This window comes from Vibrio sp. D173a (assembly GCF_030248475.1).
In genome coordinates this window covers 38,948-56,738 of the sequence record NZ_JAHGAH010000029.1, presented here as the reverse complement: position 1 = coordinate 56,738, position 17,791 = coordinate 38,948, and the positions used below count along the sequence as shown (strand labels likewise).

At 46.0% G+C, this 17,791-nt stretch carries 20 protein-coding genes; 5 read left to right on the top strand and 15 right to left on the bottom strand.

Going from position 1 to position 17,791, the window contains the following annotated elements; genetic code table 11:
- Nucleotides 1–9 precede the first annotated feature (9 nt).
- Together KIV40_RS04260 and KIV40_RS04255 are read left to right on the top strand one after the other, a co-directional pair.
- A complete protein-coding gene (locus KIV40_RS04260; protein ID WP_285348027.1) occupies nucleotides 10–1,737 on the top strand; it encodes a transporter in 1,728 nt (575 codons plus the stop codon).
- An 80-nt stretch (nucleotides 1,738–1,817) separates the two neighbouring features.
- Nucleotides 1,818–2,069, top strand: a complete 252-nt coding sequence (locus KIV40_RS04255; RefSeq protein WP_285348026.1) for a GlsB/YeaQ/YmgE family stress response membrane protein — start codon at nucleotides 1,818–1,820, stop codon at nucleotides 2,067–2,069.
- A gap of 62 nt (nucleotides 2,070–2,131) precedes the next feature.
- On the opposite strand, the gene KIV40_RS04250 is transcribed toward KIV40_RS04255, so the two are convergent.
- Nucleotides 2,132–2,572: a YcgN family cysteine cluster protein gene (locus KIV40_RS04250; RefSeq protein WP_039842447.1), complete on the bottom strand. Its 441-nt coding sequence runs from the start codon at nucleotides 2,570–2,572 to the stop codon at nucleotides 2,132–2,134.
- A 210-nt stretch (nucleotides 2,573–2,782) separates the two neighbouring features.
- Between KIV40_RS04250 and KIV40_RS04245 the strand changes: the two genes are divergently transcribed.
- Nucleotides 2,783–3,031, top strand: coding sequence for a YkgJ family cysteine cluster protein (locus KIV40_RS04245; RefSeq protein WP_005432895.1), 249 nt, complete (start codon nucleotides 2,783–2,785; stop codon nucleotides 3,029–3,031).
- Here the strand turns inward: KIV40_RS04245 and KIV40_RS04240 are convergent.
- The gene (locus tag KIV40_RS04240; protein WP_285348062.1) at nucleotides 3,028–3,627 is read right to left on the bottom strand and encodes a transcriptional regulator; all 600 of its coding nucleotides are present in this window, start codon (nucleotides 3,625–3,627) and stop codon (nucleotides 3,028–3,030) included. The genes KIV40_RS04245 and KIV40_RS04240 overlap by 4 nt on opposite strands.
- Before the next feature lie 343 nt (nucleotides 3,628–3,970).
- Between KIV40_RS04240 and aqpZ the strand changes: the two genes are divergently transcribed.
- Nucleotides 3,971–4,669, top strand: coding sequence for an aquaporin Z (aqpZ, locus tag KIV40_RS04235; RefSeq protein ID WP_285348025.1), 699 nt, complete (start codon nucleotides 3,971–3,973; stop codon nucleotides 4,667–4,669).
- Nucleotides 4,670–4,721: 52 nt separating this feature from the next.
- Here aqpZ and recR read toward each other — a convergent pair whose 3' ends face one another.
- From recR to KIV40_RS04200, 7 genes are all read right to left on the bottom strand, one after another.
- Nucleotides 4,722–5,321, bottom strand: coding sequence for a recombination mediator RecR (recR, locus tag KIV40_RS04230; RefSeq protein ID WP_005432989.1), 600 nt, complete (start codon nucleotides 5,319–5,321; stop codon nucleotides 4,722–4,724).
- A gap of 30 nt (nucleotides 5,322–5,351) precedes the next feature.
- Nucleotides 5,352–5,681 (bottom strand): YbaB/EbfC family nucleoid-associated protein, encoded by a 330-nt coding sequence (locus KIV40_RS04225; protein WP_005432961.1) that lies wholly within the window; start codon nucleotides 5,679–5,681, stop codon nucleotides 5,352–5,354.
- 82 nt (nucleotides 5,682–5,763) lie between these two features.
- Entirely contained in the window at nucleotides 5,764–7,962 is a 2,199-nt protein-coding gene (gene dnaX, locus KIV40_RS04220; RefSeq protein ID WP_285348024.1) for a DNA polymerase III subunit gamma/tau, read from the bottom strand.
- A gap of 8 nt (nucleotides 7,963–7,970) precedes the next feature.
- Nucleotides 7,971–8,516 (bottom strand): adenine phosphoribosyltransferase, encoded by a 546-nt coding sequence (gene apt / locus KIV40_RS04215; protein ID WP_005432901.1) that lies wholly within the window; start codon nucleotides 8,514–8,516, stop codon nucleotides 7,971–7,973.
- Between the two features lie 166 nt (nucleotides 8,517–8,682).
- Nucleotides 8,683–9,087 carry a YbaN family protein gene (locus KIV40_RS04210; RefSeq protein WP_285348061.1) on the bottom strand — a complete coding sequence of 135 codons (405 nt, stop codon included), beginning with the start codon at nucleotides 9,085–9,087 and terminating at the stop codon, nucleotides 8,683–8,685.
- A gap of 15 nt (nucleotides 9,088–9,102) precedes the next feature.
- Entirely contained in the window at nucleotides 9,103–9,234 is a 132-nt protein-coding gene (locus tag KIV40_RS04205; RefSeq protein WP_285348022.1) for a hypothetical protein, read from the bottom strand.
- A 240-nt stretch (nucleotides 9,235–9,474) separates the two neighbouring features.
- A complete protein-coding gene (locus tag KIV40_RS04200) occupies nucleotides 9,475–10,581 on the bottom strand; it encodes a response regulator (protein ID WP_285348021.1) in 1,107 nt (368 codons plus the stop codon).
- Between the two features lie 284 nt (nucleotides 10,582–10,865).
- On the opposite strand from KIV40_RS04200, the gene KIV40_RS04195 reads away from it, so the two are divergent.
- Entirely contained in the window at nucleotides 10,866–11,741 is an 876-nt protein-coding gene (locus tag KIV40_RS04195; protein WP_285348020.1) for a LysR family transcriptional regulator, read from the top strand.
- Between the two features lie 91 nt (nucleotides 11,742–11,832).
- Here KIV40_RS04195 and purF read toward each other — a convergent pair whose 3' ends face one another.
- The 6 genes from purF to truA all read right to left on the bottom strand — a co-directional run bounded on the left by purF (nucleotide 11,833) and on the right by truA (nucleotide 17,770).
- Nucleotides 11,833–13,347 (bottom strand): amidophosphoribosyltransferase, encoded by a 1,515-nt coding sequence (purF, locus tag KIV40_RS04190; protein ID WP_005536896.1) that lies wholly within the window; start codon nucleotides 13,345–13,347, stop codon nucleotides 11,833–11,835.
- Between the two features lie 36 nt (nucleotides 13,348–13,383).
- Nucleotides 13,384–13,875, bottom strand: coding sequence for a CvpA family protein (locus KIV40_RS04185; RefSeq protein ID WP_285348019.1), 492 nt, complete (start codon nucleotides 13,873–13,875; stop codon nucleotides 13,384–13,386).
- 61 nt (nucleotides 13,876–13,936) lie between these two features.
- Nucleotides 13,937–14,530, bottom strand: coding sequence for an SPOR domain-containing protein (locus tag KIV40_RS04180; RefSeq protein WP_285348018.1), 594 nt, complete (start codon nucleotides 14,528–14,530; stop codon nucleotides 13,937–13,939).
- Between the two features lie 14 nt (nucleotides 14,531–14,544).
- A complete protein-coding gene (gene folC / locus KIV40_RS04175) occupies nucleotides 14,545–15,807 on the bottom strand; it encodes a bifunctional tetrahydrofolate synthase/dihydrofolate synthase (protein WP_038891438.1) in 1,263 nt (420 codons plus the stop codon).
- Between the two features lie 46 nt (nucleotides 15,808–15,853).
- Nucleotides 15,854–16,780: an acetyl-CoA carboxylase, carboxyltransferase subunit beta gene (gene accD, locus KIV40_RS04170; RefSeq protein WP_005439795.1), complete on the bottom strand. Its 927-nt coding sequence runs from the start codon at nucleotides 16,778–16,780 to the stop codon at nucleotides 15,854–15,856.
- A gap of 195 nt (nucleotides 16,781–16,975) precedes the next feature.
- On the bottom strand, nucleotides 16,976–17,770 hold the full coding sequence (gene truA / locus KIV40_RS04165; RefSeq protein WP_285348017.1) for a tRNA pseudouridine(38-40) synthase TruA: 795 nt from the start codon (nucleotides 17,768–17,770) through the stop codon (nucleotides 16,976–16,978).
- Nucleotides 17,771–17,791: the final 21 nt, after the last annotated feature.

The following is a 17,791-nucleotide window of genomic DNA, read 5'->3' as shown; positions in this document are numbered from 1 at the left end:
GGTGACAGTATGTCTTTTCTTTTTAGTTACTTGTCCGAAAACCCATTCGTATTTCTGTTTTTATCACTCGCTATCGGTTACCCGCTTGGCCGATTAACCTTTAAAGGGGTGAGCTTAGGCACCACTGCAGGCACATTGGTGGTGGGCGTTGCTCTAGCGCTGACTTCGTTCTCTGTCTATGGATTAAAAATTGAAGAACCCGGGCTGGTCTCAGACATCTTCTTAATGATGTTTATGTATGCCATCGGGATGAAAGTTGGCCCTCAATTCTTCTCTGGGTTAGCTCGCGGTGGCATCGACTTTGTCGTAATTGGCTTAATTGTCGTGTTCAGCAATTTCGCAATTGTGGTCATCGGCGCCAAACTGATGGGGTTAGAGCCCGGATATGCCGCCGGAATCATCTCCGGTAGTTACACAGTGACGGCAGTGATGGGGGTCGCACAATCAGCCATCAGCTCCGGGGCATTTACACCACCAGAAGGCATGAGTCTCGACCATGTTAGCGCGAACATTGCAGCAGGCTACGCGATTAGCTACGTCTTATCGACCGTACTCATTATCCTATTTATCAAGTACCTTCCTTCCCTGTTTGGTATCGATCCTGTGAAAGCAGGTAAAGACGCCGAGGCGGAATTCTCGACGGGTGACGACGATGAAAAGCTACCAAGTACGTTTGGGTTTTCAGATGTTGGCGTCCTTCCAATTGATGTTCGAGCCTATAAAGTGACACATCAGGAACTCGTCGGGCGTTCAGTCCAAGAGCTATACCAGTCCTTCCCTGACGCAGCGGTCCTAAAAGTCGTACGAGGCGATGAAGTGATCGACGCTTCACAGAATCCAACTCTAGCTCTCAATGACGTGATTGGTATTCGTGGTGAATACCGCGTGTTAATTGCGGAAGGTGAGGCCGATATTGGGAACGAGGTTGATGAGCCGCGTGCGAGAAATGTCGATATTGAAGTCGCAGACATCCACGTCGGTAAGTCAGAGCATGCTGGTAAAACCATTGCACAATTGCATGCTGAAGTGGGTTTTGGTGTTTATTTCAAAGCGATATTCCGACAAGGCCACCAGCAGCCTTTATTGCCTCAAACCAAAGTCGAAGTTGGGGATGTCATTCGTATCGCTGGTTCCAAATGGTGTGTCGAAAAAACCGCGTCACAACTCAACAGTGTTGCCATTGTTGAGAGCACAGTGACAGAGACTTTTTATCTCGCCCTATCATTGCTTGTTGGCTATATTTTCGGTCACTTTAGCGTCACGTTAGCGGGGATTCCATTTGCACTCGGTACCTCTGCAGGCTGCATGTTGACAGGTATTGTGTTCTCCTTCCTACGAACACGAAATCCTGCCTTTGGCGGACCAATGAGCGAAGGCGCAAGAAGCTTCCTACAAGATATTGGTCTTAACCTGTTTGTTGCTGTGCTTGCCGCTACAGTAGGTCCAAAAATCCTCGCCTCGTTCCAAGGCATTATCGTCATAAAAATAGCGTTACTTGGTGTGACAGCCGCTTTGGTACCTCCGTTGTTGGCTTGGTTGTATGGTTTGTACTTCCGTAAAATGAACCCGGCAATTTTGGCAGGCGCCTGTGCAGGAGGCCGAAACAGCACGCCTGCAATGAAAGGGGCTCAAGATGCAAGTCAAAGTGATATGCCAGCCATCGGCTACCCTGTCCCTTACGCCGTGACTTCTGTCTTAGTGTTGATTTTGGGCTACGTTGCAATGGTCATTAGTTGATGAAGAATCTGCACATTACCCACAATGAACTATCATTTAAGCGAACTGAACGCTAATTGATTAAAGATTAAGGAGAAATCATGGGCTTTCTATCTTGGATTATTCTAGGTTTGATTGCAGGTGCATTAGCTAAATGGTTGATGCCAGGTGATGATGGCGGCGGTTGGATTGCCACTATGGTACTGGGTATCGTGGGCGCTTTCGTTGGTGGCTTTTTAGGAAGCTTTGTTGGCCTTGGCGCTGCAGACGGCGTGAATATAGGCAGCATCATCACCGCAACGTTAGGTGCTTTCGTTGTATTGTTTGTCTACAACCGCTTTATTAAAGGTTGAGCGAATTCCAGTCCCTTAAAAACAAACAAGCCTTTCATAATGAAAGGCTTGTTTACATTCGGCTATGAGCGATTTGGGTGATTCAAAATATGGTCTTCCCAGTCCACCACATCGATTTCATACACCACTTTGTTTCGTACACTTTCTCCTGCTGCGTGCATTGCAGACTTAGAGCCAGTGATTAATGGGTGCCACTCTGGCAACGGTTGGTTTTCTGCCAACAAGCGGTATGCACAAGTGTGTGGCAGCCATGTAAAGTCATCAATATCTTCACGCGTCAGCTTGGTGCACTCTTCGCCTGAAGTGAAACGGTTCGGGTAGTCTTTACACGAACATGTTTTGCTGTTCAGCCAACTACACGCCACGTTGGTGTAATAGATTTCATCCGTATCTTCATCCATTAGCTTGTGCAGACAACACTTGCCGCACCCATCACAGAGCGATTCCCATTCTTCTTCTGTCATGTTCTCTAACGATTTACTTTGCCAAAATGGAGTGCTCATACGCTTACTACTTATTACTGAATGGGATTGAATTGGGTGCGTTTATACCCCTCTGAACAGCAAAATTCAAGTTTTAAGGCCTTACTGGAGTGATAGGAGCATTGAGTAAGATTTGTTCGTATTTACTTATGGATAGGAATTTACGCGCATCTCTTCCAATCTGGCGAGAAATGTCCATAATGCCCCCTTCATTTTTACGAGGGCTTTTAGATGGATTGTCGATTGGGTTGTGGAGCATGCTGCATTGCACCGAGTATCTCTTCCCCTATTCCTGGCATGCCAAATGGCAAACCAGCGGGCGAACGTTGCGTTCAATTGAATGACGACAACCTATGCAAGCTATTCGGAAAAGCTGAGCGACCAAAAGTTTGCCACGAATTCAAACCGTGTCCGATCGTGTGTGGCAAAACCAATCAGGAAGCTTTGAGCAACATTACTGAGCTAGAACTGCTCACTTAATCGTTACCCAATTCTCTCAGGTAGAGGTAGATCGTATCACGCGAGATACCTAGGTGGCTGGCCACCATTAATACCGCATCTTTGTATTTGAAAATCCCCAAACCTTGTAAGCGTGTCACTAGCTCTCGATTGCGTTTAGATGGGCTAATTGCTTCGTTCGACCACACTTCTGATTGAACCGTTTCAATCGTACTAATGATGGTCTCGTCAATATTACGAGCAAACGTTTCTGGGGATTGTGCCCCAGTACAACACGGGTTCTGCTGCGGTGGCATGATGGAACGCAAGAAGTCTTGCATTGGCACATCCATATCCACGTTAATACAAAGCAGGCCAATCGGCTTATTTTTTGGGTTGCGGACGATAGTGGTGATCGAGTGCAAGGTCTTTCCGCTCGCCGTTTTAGTCAGATACGAGTCTGAAACGTCCTTGCCCTCAAGTAGCTTCATTCTTGCTAAGTTGGTAATTGGCGCGCCTTCTCCACGTTCAGTGACATGGCCATTGGCAATTTTGATGATTTCCGGTGCTTCCGCATCAAGACTGTGAAGAACGACTTCAGTATGTAGCCCTATCTTTAGTTTGATTGGCTGCTTAATCCCGGCTTACTTGGTATACCAAGTGCCTTCTTTACATAAATACAAAGGCGCTTCACTTTACCTGATCATCGCAACAGGCATCCTGCTTTGTATTTCACCATTCATCGCATTTAGCTAACGATTAGCATCACTAGTCGAACGATTCCTCTCACCTCGGTTATTCATCTGTATGATGATGACCGAGGTTTTCCTTTTAACTCATTTACCTACCAATTTCGTTTCATATCTGAGACAAAATCACTCCCGACTTATATTTAGGTTAATTTCCGTGCTTAAACGCACACTTTTTCGACAATTTTCTACTATGTTCAGCGGGTAATCTAAATCCGACATAGGAAACGACATGAATAGATATATGGCAGAGGTTTTTGGTACTTTTTGGTTGGTACTTGGTGGTTGTGGTAGTGCAGTATTAGCTGCTGGCTTCCCTGATGTCGGCATTGGTCTACTGGGCGTTTCTCTTGCGTTCGGTCTAACCGTTCTTACTATGGCATTTGCAATTGGCCATATCTCAGGTTGTCACCTAAACCCAGCAGTAACCATCGGTTTGTGGGTCGGCGGTCGCTTTGATACTAAAGACGTTGTGCCTTACATCATCGCGCAAGTGATTGGTGGTGTGATTGCAGGCGGCATACTTTACGTGATCGCAACAGGTCAAGCGGGCTTTGATGTGGTTGGTTCTGGCTTCGCCGCGAACGGTTACGGCACGCATTCTCCAGGCCAATATTCAATGGTTGCGGCTTTAGTGACTGAAGTTGTGATGACGATGATGTTCCTAATCGTAATCATGGGTGCAACAGACAAACGTGCACCACAAGGCTTCGCACCTATCGCTATCGGTCTATGTTTGACACTGATTCACCTAATCAGCATCCCTGTGACAAACACATCGGTTAACCCAGCGCGTAGTACTGGTGTTGCGGTATTTGTTGGCGACTGGGCGGTTTCTCAGCTTTGGCTATTCTGGGTAGCACCAATCGTTGGTGGTATTCTAGGCGCACTTATCTACAAGAACCTTTTAGGTACAGAATCAAACGATTAATCGATTCTCGAACCTCAAGATCAAAAAAGCCGCTGAATTCAGCGGCTTTTTATTAAATCTTGTGTCGACCCAAAAGGGAGTGTGACAAGGTTGTCCCGTCCACGAGCTCAAGCTCGCCACCTACTGGTACACCGTGTGCAATGCGACTTGCTTCCACTTGGTGTTCTTTACAAAGTTCTGCGATGTAATGAGCCGTCGCTTCCCCTTCTACCGTTGGGTTGGTAGCGAGAATCACCTCAGAGATATCTCCGCGGCGCAGACGGTAATCCAATACATCTAGACCAATATCACTTGGACCAATTCCGTCCAACGGTGATAAATGTCCCATCAGTACAAAGTATCGACCCGAGTATTGACCCGTTGCTTCTACTGCTGCGATGTCTGCCGGACTTTCTACCACACAAATCTGACCATTTTCTTGACGCTTTGGGTTAGTACAAATATGACAAACTTCTTCTTCAGTGAAGGTACGACACTCGGTGCAATGGCCAATTTCTGTCATTGCTTGGCTCAGCGCATCTGCCAGTTGCAGACCGCCTTTTCTATCACGCTGTAACAAATGAAAGGCCATACGCTGCGCCGACTTGGGGCCAACCCCAGGTAGACAACGTAAGGCCTCCATCAATTGTTCCAGCATATGACTGGTACGCATTGAAAATCCGCTTAGTTAGAATTCAGCAGATTAGAATGGCATTTTCATGCCTGGTGGTAGTTGCATACCGCCAGTTACTGAAGCCATTTTCTCTTTTTGAGTTTCTTCAACGCGACGTGCTGCATCGTTGAATGCTGCAGCGATAAGATCTTCTAGCATCTCTTTGTCGTCTTCCATCAGACTTTCATCGATTTCTACACGACGCACACTGTGACTACCAGTGATTGTAACTTTAACTAGACCAGCACCAGACTCGCCAGTTACTTCCATATTCGCGATTTCTTCTTGAAGCTTTTGCATGCGATCTTGCATTTGCTGGGCTTGCTTCATTAGGTTGCCCATACCGCCTTTACCAAACATGTTTATCTCTCTGGTTTAATTAGGTGTTGCATCTGTTAATGGGGTTGTCACTTTGGGTTTTCAACCCCATTCCGTTCAATTTTTAGATAGGGCGTACACTATCTTTATCAAGCTCTGCAGCGAATCGACGTTCGATGAACTGAACGTGTGGATCGTTTTCTAAACTGTTCAGCGCTTGCTGTAATTTCTCTTGGTAGAGTCTATCTCTCAACTCTAGTGGCGTCTCACCACTTTCGCTAACATCAATACTCAAATGACACTCTTCACCCAACACATGGTTCAGTGCACTGTGCAGCTCGCTTTGAGCTCTGTCGGTGTTCAAGTGTGCCTGACTGCCTCTTAATTGTAGCGAAACTGTCGAGCCTTCTTTGTTGAAATGCGAGTTTAATGCAAGTTGTTCAACCAACTTAGGCGTATCCATCTTGCTAATCAGGTTCGCCCACTCGCTTTTCTCTAGTGATTCATCAACCAATTTTTGCGCCATTTCTGGCGTCTTTTCGTGCTCTAGCGCTTGCTTGAGCTGCGTAGGTGTCAATTGCGTATTGGCTTTCTTTTCAACCGGCTTGGTTGGTCGCCAACGGTACGCTTCATCCTCTGGAGCTTGTTTTTCAGCTTGAGGAGCAGACTTAGGCGACACCTGCGCGGAATTGCCATGCAATTGCGCTAGACGGTCAATAACCGATTCTTTTTGTGCAGATGTCGCGTTAGACTTTTTTGGACCACCACTTTGTCCAGGTGCTTGTTGTTGCTGTTGCTGCCCCTGGCGCTGTGAGCGTAATTGGTGGCGCAGGCCGCTCAAGTTACTGCGAGCTGGTGCCGGCGCACTTTCTTGCGGCTGAGCCTGTTGAGGAGCTTGCTGCGTTGGCGCAGGGTTCTCACTCATTGGTGGTGCCATATCATATTGTGGAGCCATGTCGTATCCGCCCTGATATTCAGGCTGGTACTGTGGCGTCTCATTCATCGTAACTGGATTATGGGCCGCTGGCTGGCTCGTTGGCTGAGATACGGCTTGTTGTTGCGGTGCCGATGTCATCGGGCGACTTTGCATTTGCTGTGCAGGCGCTTGAGACACCGGTTGCTGTTGCGATGATGTCTGTTGAGATGGCTGCTGTGGAGCCGCTTTTGGCTGACTCGTACTCGCAGCTGGCGCGACTTGTGGCTGTGATGATGTCGAAATTACGTTCGCACCGTTACTGGCTGATGGACGAAATGCCATCATGCGCAATACGATCATTTCCATGCCGACGCGACCATTAGGTGACAACGTCAGATCTTCACGCCCTTTCAAAGCAATTTGGTAGTAAAGCTGAACATCTTGCGGCGTTAGAGCTTTACTTAATAATTCGATTTTTTCAGCATCAGGTTGAGCCTGATCCAAGGTCGATGGCAGAGCTTGATACATCGCGACACGATGAAGCTGCGATGCCAATTGTTGTAACAATCCATCCCACTCCACACCGTTTGATGCAAGTTGCTGGATTTTGTCCATCGCCTGTTGAGGTTGCTTACTGCTGATCGATTCCAGCAAGTGAATAGCTTGGTCTGTATCGATCGTCCCAAGCATATGGCTTACGACATCGGTTTGAATCGTACCGTTGCCTAGGGCGATAGCTTGGTCAGTAAGGCTAAGTGCATCACGCATACTGCCATCTGCAGCGTGCGAGATCATGCCAAGAGCTCTTGCTTCTGCAGAGACTTGTTCTTTTTCCAGAATATGGTCAAGTTGCTGATGAATATCATCAACACTGATTGGCTTGAGGTGGAACTGCAAACAGCGCGATAAAATCGTCACTGGCAATTTTTGTGGATCCGTCGTAGCCAACAAGAACTTCACATACTCCGGCGGCTCTTCAAGCGTTTTTAACAGCGCATTGAAAGAGTGACGCGAAAGCATGTGTACCTCATCGATGAGGTACACTTTAAAACGTCCACGAGCAGGTTTGTATTGAACGTTGTCTAACAGTTCACGAGTGTCTTCAACTTTAGTACGAGAAGCTGCATCGATCTCTAATAGGTCAACAAAGCGACCTTCATCGATCTCACGACAGGTATCACACTCACCACAAGGGTTAGCAGTAATCCCCGTTTCACAGTTCAGGCCCTTAGCAAACAGTCGGCCAATCGACGTTTTACCAACGCCTCGCGTGCCGCTAAATAGGTACGCATGGTGTAAGCGATTTTGCGCTAACGCGTTCTCTAGAGCCGTCAGGACATGGTTCTGCCCGACGACTTGATCAAACTTGTTAGGACGCCATTTTCGCGCTAAAGCTAAATAACTCATTGAATGTATTAGTGTCCTTCAAACTCGCAAATGCTGTATACGTTCAGACCTAGACCTTCTAGGCGCTTATCACCACCAATTTCTGGTAGGTTGATAACGAATGCAGCGTGCTCTACCTCACCACCTAATTGGCGGATCAGTTTTGTTGTTGCTTCAATTGTGCCGCCAGTTGCTAGCAGATCGTCAACAACCAATACTTTATCGCCTTCTACGATTGCATCAGTATGAATTTCTAGCGTATCAACACCGTACTCAAGCTCGTAAGATTGAGCGATTGTAGGGCGAGGCAATTTGCCTGGCTTACGCACAGGAACAAAGCCAACACCGAGTTCAAGTGCTAAAGGTGCACCAAATAGGAAACCACGTGCTTCTGTACCAACCACTTTTGTAAAGCCCATGTCTTTGTAACGCTCAACCAATAGGTTAATCGTTGCTTGGTACGCTTTTGCGTCTTCAAGAAGGCTAGTTACGTCGCGGAAAAGAATGCCTGGTTTTGGGTAATCTTGAATGCTTTTGATGCTAGATCTGATCAGTGAAATTGTTTCTGTAGTCATAATACCGATTTACTTAGATTGGCTCATCACCCTCTATTCTTATCGCAGTATATATGAGGGCAACAAACAATAGGTTTTCAGCGCTATGAGCTCAATTGAATCGCAGTCACAGACGCTGAAAATACAAACGCCCACTCGAAGAGCGGGCACACTATTCTCTACAATCTTAGTGATTTTCTTCCCTGTCAGCAACCAACTCAGTCACAGGCAGGCGCATAAACCAACTCAGTAAAACGATTAGCATCACTAAAAGCGCAATTTTCACCCAAGTAATGGGCACAACAATGATAGAAACGGTGAAACTCAGCACGATGAAGAACGCACCACGTTGTTTTACCTTGCGCGTGACAGCGCGGTTTTTGTGCCAATTCTCCAGCATAGGGCCAAATGTATTGTGATCATGCAACCAACGATGAAACGCAGGGCTACCACGCATAAAGCAAGCGCTAGCGAGAAGAATAAACGGTGTTGTGGGTAATAGAGGAAGGACGATACCGGCAATGCCGAGCATCATGCAGAGTCCACCAGCAATATTGAAAAAGTAACGCTTAATACGAATAGTGGACTCCAGTAGACAATCGTTCGATTAAAAACCTGCGTAACCGTTCATTACGCGAATCCAAGTTAGCGTTGCAGGTAAAGTTGGGATCAAAAGGACTGCAATGAAACCTAGAAAGTAAAAAATATTATAAGGTTTTTTAAAATCTTTGTCTGCCATGTTGCTTCTTCTCACTTGTTGACTTTACTTCTCCCACCCACGCAGCGTTAAATTATCGTTGCATAAATGGGTCATTATTGTTTTAAGCGCTGACTATACCTTAAACAACAAACACTAAACACCAGTAAAAAGTAGGGTTGTTGAGCAAAATGCGCTCGCTAAGTGGTTGCGGCAGGCAATAAAAAAGCAGCTTCAAAAAGCTGCTTGTTTATAGTGATTATTAGCTGCTGCGATTGCTAGTTACATCAGGCGGTTTAATCGGCTGATGTTAAGACTAAAGCTCGATGAACCAAGACAACCGATAGAGAGTTGCCCGTTGGCTTTCAGAGGTAAATCTCTTGTCATGAAATTTTTCAAACTTCCATCACCAAGTCTATTTGCAGCTGCTATGTGTTGATTTTCATGGCCATCAGACCACTGACTATCAAGCCCCGCAGGCAGAATCGAAACCGAAGCCGAGGCTAGATCCGCAATACCAAAAACGGCATCTACTGCGCCTGCACACTCAGAGCACTGAATGCCCTTTTCGATGATTTCAACCATGTCTTTCAGATCGGCGCTAAAGCTTTTTAAGTTACGTAAGTAATCATCGAACAACGCACGGACTAATAGCGTAGTCGCCACACCATCTTTGTCTAACGAAGCTGAATCCACCAGGTAGAAAGCGAATTGACCGTTCATCAACCATCGATAATCAAACACTAAAGGCATGACATCGGTAGATTGAAGTAAACGATACGAGCACTTCCAATCACCCTGCGAAGTGTCTTTCTCAGGGAGCAGAGCATGAAGCAAGTCCCGCGCTGCGTTTGGATTTTGTTGTAGATACTCCAAATGCCAATGAAGTTCTTGTTCATCTGGCATTTCCCCACCGTCATCAACACGAAACCACTGACTTGCAAAGTCGCGTTGCTCCGCAAAATGACAGTCTGAATCTTCAAGCGTATTTTCTATCGCTTGAGACAAATGTTCATAGTTTCCGATTGGTTTTGGTAAAAAGTCTTTGATGCCGAAACGCAATGCTTTCGCAACGTCTGACATCTCATCAGTCCCAGAAACGACGATTAATGGCATCGACGGATACTCTAGACTAACTTCCTCGACAAATTCGATCCCGTCTAAAACGGGCATAGATAAGTCACACAAGACAAGGTCTGGGTGGCATTCCCTTAGTTGTTGAAGCGCCTCAAGGCCATTCTCAGCTTCGACTACCTTAAAACCCTGACTTTCCAAATAAGCACTAGTCACTTTACGAAATATCGGGTCATCGTCCACCAACATGATGAGTTTTTGATTGACCATTTCTTGCGCCGAGACCATTGCCGTTTGACTGTGAGTCTTAAACATACCTTTGCACCTCACAAAGCTCAGTCAAAAAACAAATTTCTACGTTATTATTTTTGTTGTATTTACATCTTACAAAACGTTATGCAGCAAGACGTCAGGCCCTTTCACCTTGTTATAAACCGTAGCCTGAAATTGACGTTTATACAAATATTCCATGGTTTATCAGTGTTTACTAAAAGTGCTATGCTGTGTTCAAATGGTGCAACATGTTGACTTAAAGCAAACTTTGATCACAAAGTTAATTATAAATTAGCCATAAACGGTAGTTTAATGTGTCTGGAAATATGAAATTAGATGATCTAAACCTATTTCGATTGGTTGTCGAAAATGGGAGCTATACCGCAACTTCGCGAAAAACCATGATTCCGGTGGCAACCATCACCCGACGCATTCAAGCGCTAGAAGACTCTGTCAATCTTCGATTGCTGAACCGTCATGCGCGTAAGCTTTCTCTGACTGAAGCCGGGGAACGCTTTTACCATGAATGCTCACCACTGTTGCAACGCCTAACCTCAACCGCTGAAGAGATTACGGATGACTGTCGTGGGGCATCGGGCAAGATAAAAATCTCTGCCCCGTACAACCTGACAAAGCGCATGATGATGCCAATGTTCAATGCGTTCATGAAACAGTACCCAGATATCAACATCGAACTGACAACGGAAAGCAACGCCGATCAACTTGATCCTACTGAGTGGGATGTGATCTTCCGTGTTGGTCCACAACGTGATTCAAGCTTGATTGCACGTAAAATCGGTGAAGTGAAAGACATCCTGGTTGCTAGTCCTGATTACTTGAACGCAAACCCAGCGCCAAATCATGCTGAAGAGCTTTCTAACCACTCTTTGCTAAAAGGCTCACCACTTATCAAGTGGACTCTGATCAACAGCAAGGGCGAGTCTGTGGTGAACGTAGAACGCGGTCGTTTCCAAGCTAACGCACTGAACGTAGTACGCAGCTCTTGTTCAGAAGGTTTAGGTATTACTTTGATGCCTGACGTGATGATCAAAGAGTACATCGAAAGTGGTGACCTAGTGCGTATACTGCCTGATTGGAGCGCAAACCCGCGCGACATCTACATGCTGTACAACCACAAAGATCACTTACCAGAGAAAGTGCGCTTGTTCATCGACTTTGTGATTGCTTACAACCTTCACTAAGCTGAGAAACATAAGCGAATAGAGACAAAAGCGAATAGAAACAAAAAACCAGAGCCTTGGCTCTGGTTTTTTATATCTTGAGAAGTGCTATTTAAGCGCCTTCATTGTGCAGCTCTAGGTTCGCTAGGTCTTGCTGGATCTCACGCTGTACTTTCGCATCGTCATTGCGAAGACCGTCTAGGAAATCAAGGTATTGTTGGTCAATATCACCCGTTACGTACTCACCGTTAAATACCGATGTATCGAATTGAGTGATGTCTTGGTTGCCAAGACCTACTGCCTCAACTAAGTCATCGAGACGCTGGTAGATAAGCGCATCCGCACCAATTTGTTTACAGATAGTATCGTTATCACGACCATGTGCAATCAGCTCTGCTGCACTCGGCATATCGATGCCGTAGACGTTCGGGAAACGAACTTCTGGCGCAGCAGAAACCATAAACACTTTGTTCGCCCCTGAGTCACGAGCCATCTCGATGATCTGCTCAGATGTGGTGCCACGAACGATAGAATCATCAACAAGCAGAACATTCTTACCTTTGAACTCTGAGCGAATCGCGTTCAGCTTACGACGTACCGATTTCTTGCGCTGCTGTTGACCAGGCATGATGAAGGTACGGCCTACGTAGCGGTTTTTCACGAAACCTTGGCGGTATGGCTTATCGATCGCTTGAGCAATTTGCAGGGCAATATCGCAAGAGGTTTCCGGAATTGGGATAACCACATCGATGTCCAGATCGGCGTAGTCTTCACTGATGCGCTCACCAAGCTTCTTACCCATTTCAACGCGCGCACTGTAAACCGAAATCTTATCGATGAATGAATCCGGACGAGCAAAGTAAACGAACTCAAAAATACATGGGTTCAGTTTTGGGTTGTCTGCACATTGCTTGGTGTAAAGCTCACCGTCAAATGTCGCATAAATCGCTTCACCAGGTGCCACATCACGCATGAAGTCAAAACCAACTGCATCAAGTGCAACAGATTCAGAAGCAACCATGTATTCTGTTGTGCCATTTACTTCGCGCTTGCCAAGACAAAGCGGACGAATACCGTGTGGGTCGCGAAATGCAATCATACCGTGACCGATGATCATTGCCGTTACCGCGTATGCACCCCGGATGGTGCGATGTACGTTAGTGACAGCGCGGAACACATCTTCTGAAGTGACGTTGCCTTTGACTGTGTCAATTTCATGAGCCAATACATTGAGCAGCACTTCTGAATCTGAAGTAGTGTTAACGTGGCGGCGATCTTTTTCAAACAGTTTCTGACGAACTTCGTGTGCGTTAGTCAGATTACCGTTGTGGGCAAGTGTAATACCGAAAGGAGAGTTTACGTAGAAAGGTTGAGCTTCTGAGGCACTTGAGCTGCCAGCGGTAGGGTAACGAACATGGCCAATACCTACCTCACCTTGTAAGCGTTGCATGTGTCTTGCTTCGAACACATCCTTCACTAAACCGTTCGCCTTACGCAGACGAAAACGATTGCTTTCTATGGTACAAATACCAGCGGCATCTTGGCCACGATGCTGTAACACCGTTAACGCGTCATAAATAGACTGGTTTACAGGCGTTGTGCCCACGATTCCAACAATACCACACATGTCCTAATCCTCGATTTGCGACAGTAGCTGGCACTACTAGATAGTGCCAGACAGAAAACTTGATGTTGCTTTTAAATGCTCGAAGAATGGGGCGATGATACGGCTGAACTCAGGGACCAACTGTGACTCTTTCCACCAATCTGAGCTTGGGAATGCAGTAAACGCATCCATAAAAAACAGCACCGCAGAAACAATCAGTACTCCGCGTAAACCACCAAACACCACACCGAGAATTCGATCGGTACCTGACAGTCCTGTTTTTTGTACCAGTTGACCAATGACGTAATTCACCACTGCACCAACCACTAGGGTTGCGACGAATAACGCCGCAATTGCGGCTCCGTTTCGAAACATTTCGTCGTCGATGTTGGTGAAATACACCGCCAATTTGGCGTAGTAGTTACTGGAGATAAAAAATGCTCCGAACCAAATCACCAAAGACAAAGCTTCTTTAGCAAAACCGCGAACTAAACTGATCAGAGCTGAAAATCCGATCACACCTAAAATGACAAAATCTAACCAATTCATGTTTTCTTCATCTTAAGTTGGCGCGCATTTTAACAGAAAAAATGCTGACGCAAACGTTTTCTTATGGATTTAATGGCTTAAATTTAAGCAATTGACCTTTTGAACCTGTAATTTTTTGTAATTCCTTGACCTGTCGTTCAAGTTTACTTTTTGATACATCAGGACCAACAATCACTCGAGTAAAGGCTGTCTCTTTTTTTACATGAGCTTGGTAACCACGCTTCTGTAAATCCTCTACCAGTGCAACTGCATTCTCATGATTTTTCAGTGCCATCAACTGAATGATCCAGGCGGAATCTTCATATTGATTTTTTTCTTCAACCGGACGAACAGCAACTTCAACTTGTTCAGGCTGTTTGACTTCTTCCGGTTGAATCGCAGGCTCCGATTCTGGCGGTGAAACTGCGACATGAGGCTCTTCAGATTCATTCACCGTTGCCGTTACCGGAGATTCAGGCAAAGAGATATCATCTTCTACAGGATCGAGTATTTCGAAGTTCTCCACATCGCTATCAAGCTCAGGTTTGATAGGAATACTGGCAAACTCTTCTTTGTAGTGCAGTTTCTTACCATCTAGGACATCAGGAAGTACGATGACCCCCACTGCTACTAGAATGATGGTGCCGACTAAACGACTTTGGAATTTACTTGCCATCAAATTACCTTTGATTACTCATTATTTGATTGCCAATGCTCCAACACTTCGCCCACAGTATGGAAGGATCCAACCACCAGAATGACATCATCTTGAGCCGCGTGAGTTTTCGCACTCTCAAACGCCTCTACTGGAGTTTGGAACTGAACTTGACCTTGAGGTAAGTATTGGCACAATTCATCTGCTGTTGCCGCACGTGGGCCAGTCAGCGATGCTGGGTACCATTGTGTTGCAATTGGAGTTAATGCTTCGATTGTTGCCTTGATGTCTTTATCATGCAGCATAGCCACCACAACGTGGATGTTTTTATCCGCGTATTGGCGTTTGACCTTCTCAACTAAGTATTCTGCTGAGTGAGGATTGTGTGCGACATCAAGAACGATTTCTGGACCCGTTTGCAAAACCTGCATTCGGCCAGCTAGGCGAGCATTATTCAAGCCATTAACGATATTAATGTCAGTGATTTGCAATTCTGAAGCGCCAAGAGCCATTAATGCTGTCGCCGCATTTGGTAACGGTAGCGATGGGACCGGCAGGTCTTCTAGTGCAAATGCGCCACTGGTCCACTTCCAACCTTTCTCAGTCAACTGGTAATCAAACTGGATGCCGACTTGGAAGAATTCAGCTTGAATGTCATCTGCGTGTGCTGCAACAGTTGCTGGCGGCGTTGGTTGGCCACAAATCGCCGGCTTACCCGAGCGGTAGATGCCCGCTTTCTCAAAACCAATCACGTTGATGTCATCGCCCAGCCAATCAACATGGTCGATAGCCAAGCTGGTAATCACTGATACATCGTGATCAACAACGTTAGTCGCATCTAAGCGGCCGCCGAGGCCAACTTCTAACAGAACCACATCGACTTTCTCAACTTGGAAAATACGAAGTGCGGCTAGCGTACCGAATTCAAACAAGCTTAGGCTGATGTCGCCGCGTTGTTGCTCAACGTAGTCGAACGCCGCACAGTGCTTGCTGTCTTCTGCATCGACTCCGTTAATACGAACACGCTCATTGTAACGAATTAGGTGTGGTGAGCTGTAAACGCCCACTGAATAACCTGCATCTAATAGAATCGCTTCCATTAACGCACACGTCGAACCCTTGCCATTGGTGCCGGCAACAGTAATCACAGTAGGAGCTGGTTTGGTAAGGTTGGCTTTTTGCGCTACCGCTTGAACGCGGTCTAAGCCAAGGTCAATCGCTGAAGTGTGGAGATTTGTTAAATAATCAAGCCACATCGTTAAAGGGGATGTGGCTTGAGGAATAGAGTTTTGGGTCATCTAACTTTAACCATTAATTTCTTTGGTTTTTATGTTAGCTAATACTTTAACCTTTTTCGTCCGCTTCTGGTACAGAATATGGTTCTTCATTTGGAGATTCGTTAACCGAAACCACCATAGGAGACTTGTGGTTAGTTAGCTTAGCCACTAGACCACCCACACGCTGACGCATTTCACGACGGTCAACGATCATGTCAATCGCGCCGTGCTCAAGAAGGAACTCACTACGTTGGAAGCCTTCAGGAAGATCTTCACGTACTGTCTGTTCGATTACACGACGACCTGCAAAGCCGATAAGTGCTTTAGGTTCGCCAATGTTGATGTCACCTAGCATTGCCAAACTCGCTGATACACCACCCATTGTTGGGTCAGTCAGTACAGAGATGAATGGTAGGCCTTTGTCAGAAAGACGCTCAAGTGCTGCACTGGTTTTCGCCATTTGCATTAGAGACATCAGAGCCTCTTGCATACGTGCTCCGCCACTTGCTGAGAAACAAACAAGCGCACAGTTGTTTTCAATTGCTGCTTCTACCGCTTTAACAAAGCGTGCACCAACAACAGAACCCATTGAACCGCCCATGAAAGAGAATTCAAACGCACACGCCACTAGTGGCATGCCCAGCAATTCACCTTGCATTACGATCAGTGCATCTTTCTCGCCGCTGCTCTTTTGTGCAGCAGAGATACGCTCTTTGTAGCGTTTAGAATCTTTAAACTTCAGTTTATCTTGTGGCTCAAGTTCAGTGCCAAGCTCTACGCGTTCACCTTCATCTAGGAATGTTTCTAGACGACGACGCGCTTTCATGCGCATGTGGTGATTACACTTAGGACAAACTTCTAGGTTACGCTCGAGCTCAGCATGGTATAAAACCTGCTCACAAGAAGTACATTTCGTCCACACGCCTTCAGGGATAGAAGCTTTACGTGAACTTACTAGGTTGCTTTTCTCTAAAATCTTTTCAAGCCAACTCATGGAAGACCTTTTCTCTCAACTCTTCCGCTTCATTGCGAAAGATATAAATTCGGAATATTGCGGATGGATTAAAACATATCTTGCCGCGACTGTAGATAAAAAACTGGTTGTACCTATTTTTGATATCATTAATAACGCACAGTTTCTGTACGTATCCAGTCTAAAGTACCGATATTTTGAAACAAAATCGCAAATTTAGTTCAAATTATCGGGCAAAAATAACGGACCGATCGGCACTCGTGGTAGTCCGAACTCTTCTGGGTAGTCCACATCCACCAAATATAGGCCCTCAGCTTTGGCCGTTGCACCTGCTAATTTGCGATCTTTCGCTTCTAAAAGTGACTTGATCCACTCTGGCTTTTCTTCGCCTCGACCCACTTTAATGAGACTACCGGTAATGTTGCGCACCATATGGTGTACAAAAGCGTTCGCTTTAATATCAATCACGATGTAATCACCATGACGAGTCACGTTCAAGTGCATCATGTTTCTGCATGGGCTTAATGATTGGCAATGTGCCGCACGGAATGAACTAAAGTCATTCTCACCCAGTAGATACTGTCCTGCTTCATGCATCGCCTTCTCATTGAGTTCACCATGGTAGTGGCTAACACCAGAGTTCAAAATACCTGGGCGCAGTGCGTGGTTGAAAATAATGTAGCGATAACGACGTGCGGTTGCAGAGAATCGAGCATGGAAATCATCGTTCACTTCCACAGCCCAACGGACAGCAATATCACTTGGCATGTTCGCGTTTGCGCCCATGGTCCAAGCCACCATTTTACGACTCACGTTGGTGTCAAAGTGAACAACCTGACCAGTGCCATGTACGCCAGCATCGGTACGACCCGCACACTGTACTTCGACAGGATGGTTCGCGACCACGGACAATGCTTTTTCTAGCTCTTCTTGGACACTTTTCACTTCTCTTTGGCGTTGCCAACCAAAGTAGTTTGTACCGTTGTATTCGATACCTAATGCGATTCTCATTTTAACCTTCGAACTCTAAAA

Excerpts from the sequence above, each read along its gene's own strand:
- aqpZ (WP_285348025.1), top strand. The coding sequence starts at position 3,971 with ATGAATAGATATATGGCAGAGGTTTTTGGTACTTTTTGGTTGGTACTT.
- KIV40_RS04195 (WP_285348020.1), top strand. The coding sequence starts at position 10,866 with ATGAAATTAGATGATCTAAACCTATTTCGATTGGTTGTCGAAAATGGG.
- truA (WP_285348017.1), bottom strand. The coding sequence starts at position 17,770 with ATGAGAATCGCATTAGGTATCGAATACAACGGTACAAACTACTTTGGT.
- KIV40_RS04180 (WP_285348018.1), bottom strand. The coding sequence starts at position 14,530 with ATGGCAAGTAAATTCCAAAGTCGTTTAGTCGGCACCATCATTCTAGTA.
- KIV40_RS04250 (WP_039842447.1), bottom strand. The coding sequence starts at position 2,572 with ATGAGCACTCCATTTTGGCAAAGTAAATCGTTAGAGAACATGACAGAA.
- accD (WP_005439795.1), bottom strand. The coding sequence starts at position 16,780 with ATGAGTTGGCTTGAAAAGATTTTAGAGAAAAGCAACCTAGTAAGTTCA.
- recR (WP_005432989.1), bottom strand. The coding sequence starts at position 5,321 with ATGCGTACCAGTCATATGCTGGAACAATTGATGGAGGCCTTACGTTGT.
- purF (WP_005536896.1), bottom strand. The coding sequence starts at position 13,347 with ATGTGTGGTATTGTTGGAATCGTGGGCACAACGCCTGTAAACCAGTCT.
- KIV40_RS04205 (WP_285348022.1), bottom strand. The coding sequence starts at position 9,234 with ATGGCAGACAAAGATTTTAAAAAACCTTATAATATTTTTTACTTTCTA.
- apt (WP_005432901.1), bottom strand. The coding sequence starts at position 8,516 with ATGACTACAGAAACAATTTCACTGATCAGATCTAGCATCAAAAGCATT.
- KIV40_RS04200 (WP_285348021.1), bottom strand. The coding sequence starts at position 10,581 with ATGTTTAAGACTCACAGTCAAACGGCAATGGTCTCGGCGCAAGAAATG.
- KIV40_RS04185 (WP_285348019.1), bottom strand. The coding sequence starts at position 13,875 with ATGAATTGGTTAGATTTTGTCATTTTAGGTGTGATCGGATTTTCAGCT.
- KIV40_RS04255 (WP_285348026.1), top strand. The coding sequence starts at position 1,818 with ATGGGCTTTCTATCTTGGATTATTCTAGGTTTGATTGCAGGTGCATTA.
- KIV40_RS04260 (WP_285348027.1), top strand. The coding sequence starts at position 10 with ATGTCTTTTCTTTTTAGTTACTTGTCCGAAAACCCATTCGTATTTCTG.
- dnaX (WP_285348024.1), bottom strand. The coding sequence starts at position 7,962 with ATGAGTTATTTAGCTTTAGCGCGAAAATGGCGTCCTAACAAGTTTGAT.
- folC (WP_038891438.1), bottom strand. The coding sequence starts at position 15,807 with ATGACCCAAAACTCTATTCCTCAAGCCACATCCCCTTTAACGATGTGG.
- KIV40_RS04225 (WP_005432961.1), bottom strand. The coding sequence starts at position 5,681 with ATGTTTGGTAAAGGCGGTATGGGCAACCTAATGAAGCAAGCCCAGCAA.
- KIV40_RS04245 (WP_005432895.1), top strand. The coding sequence starts at position 2,783 with ATGGATTGTCGATTGGGTTGTGGAGCATGCTGCATTGCACCGAGTATC.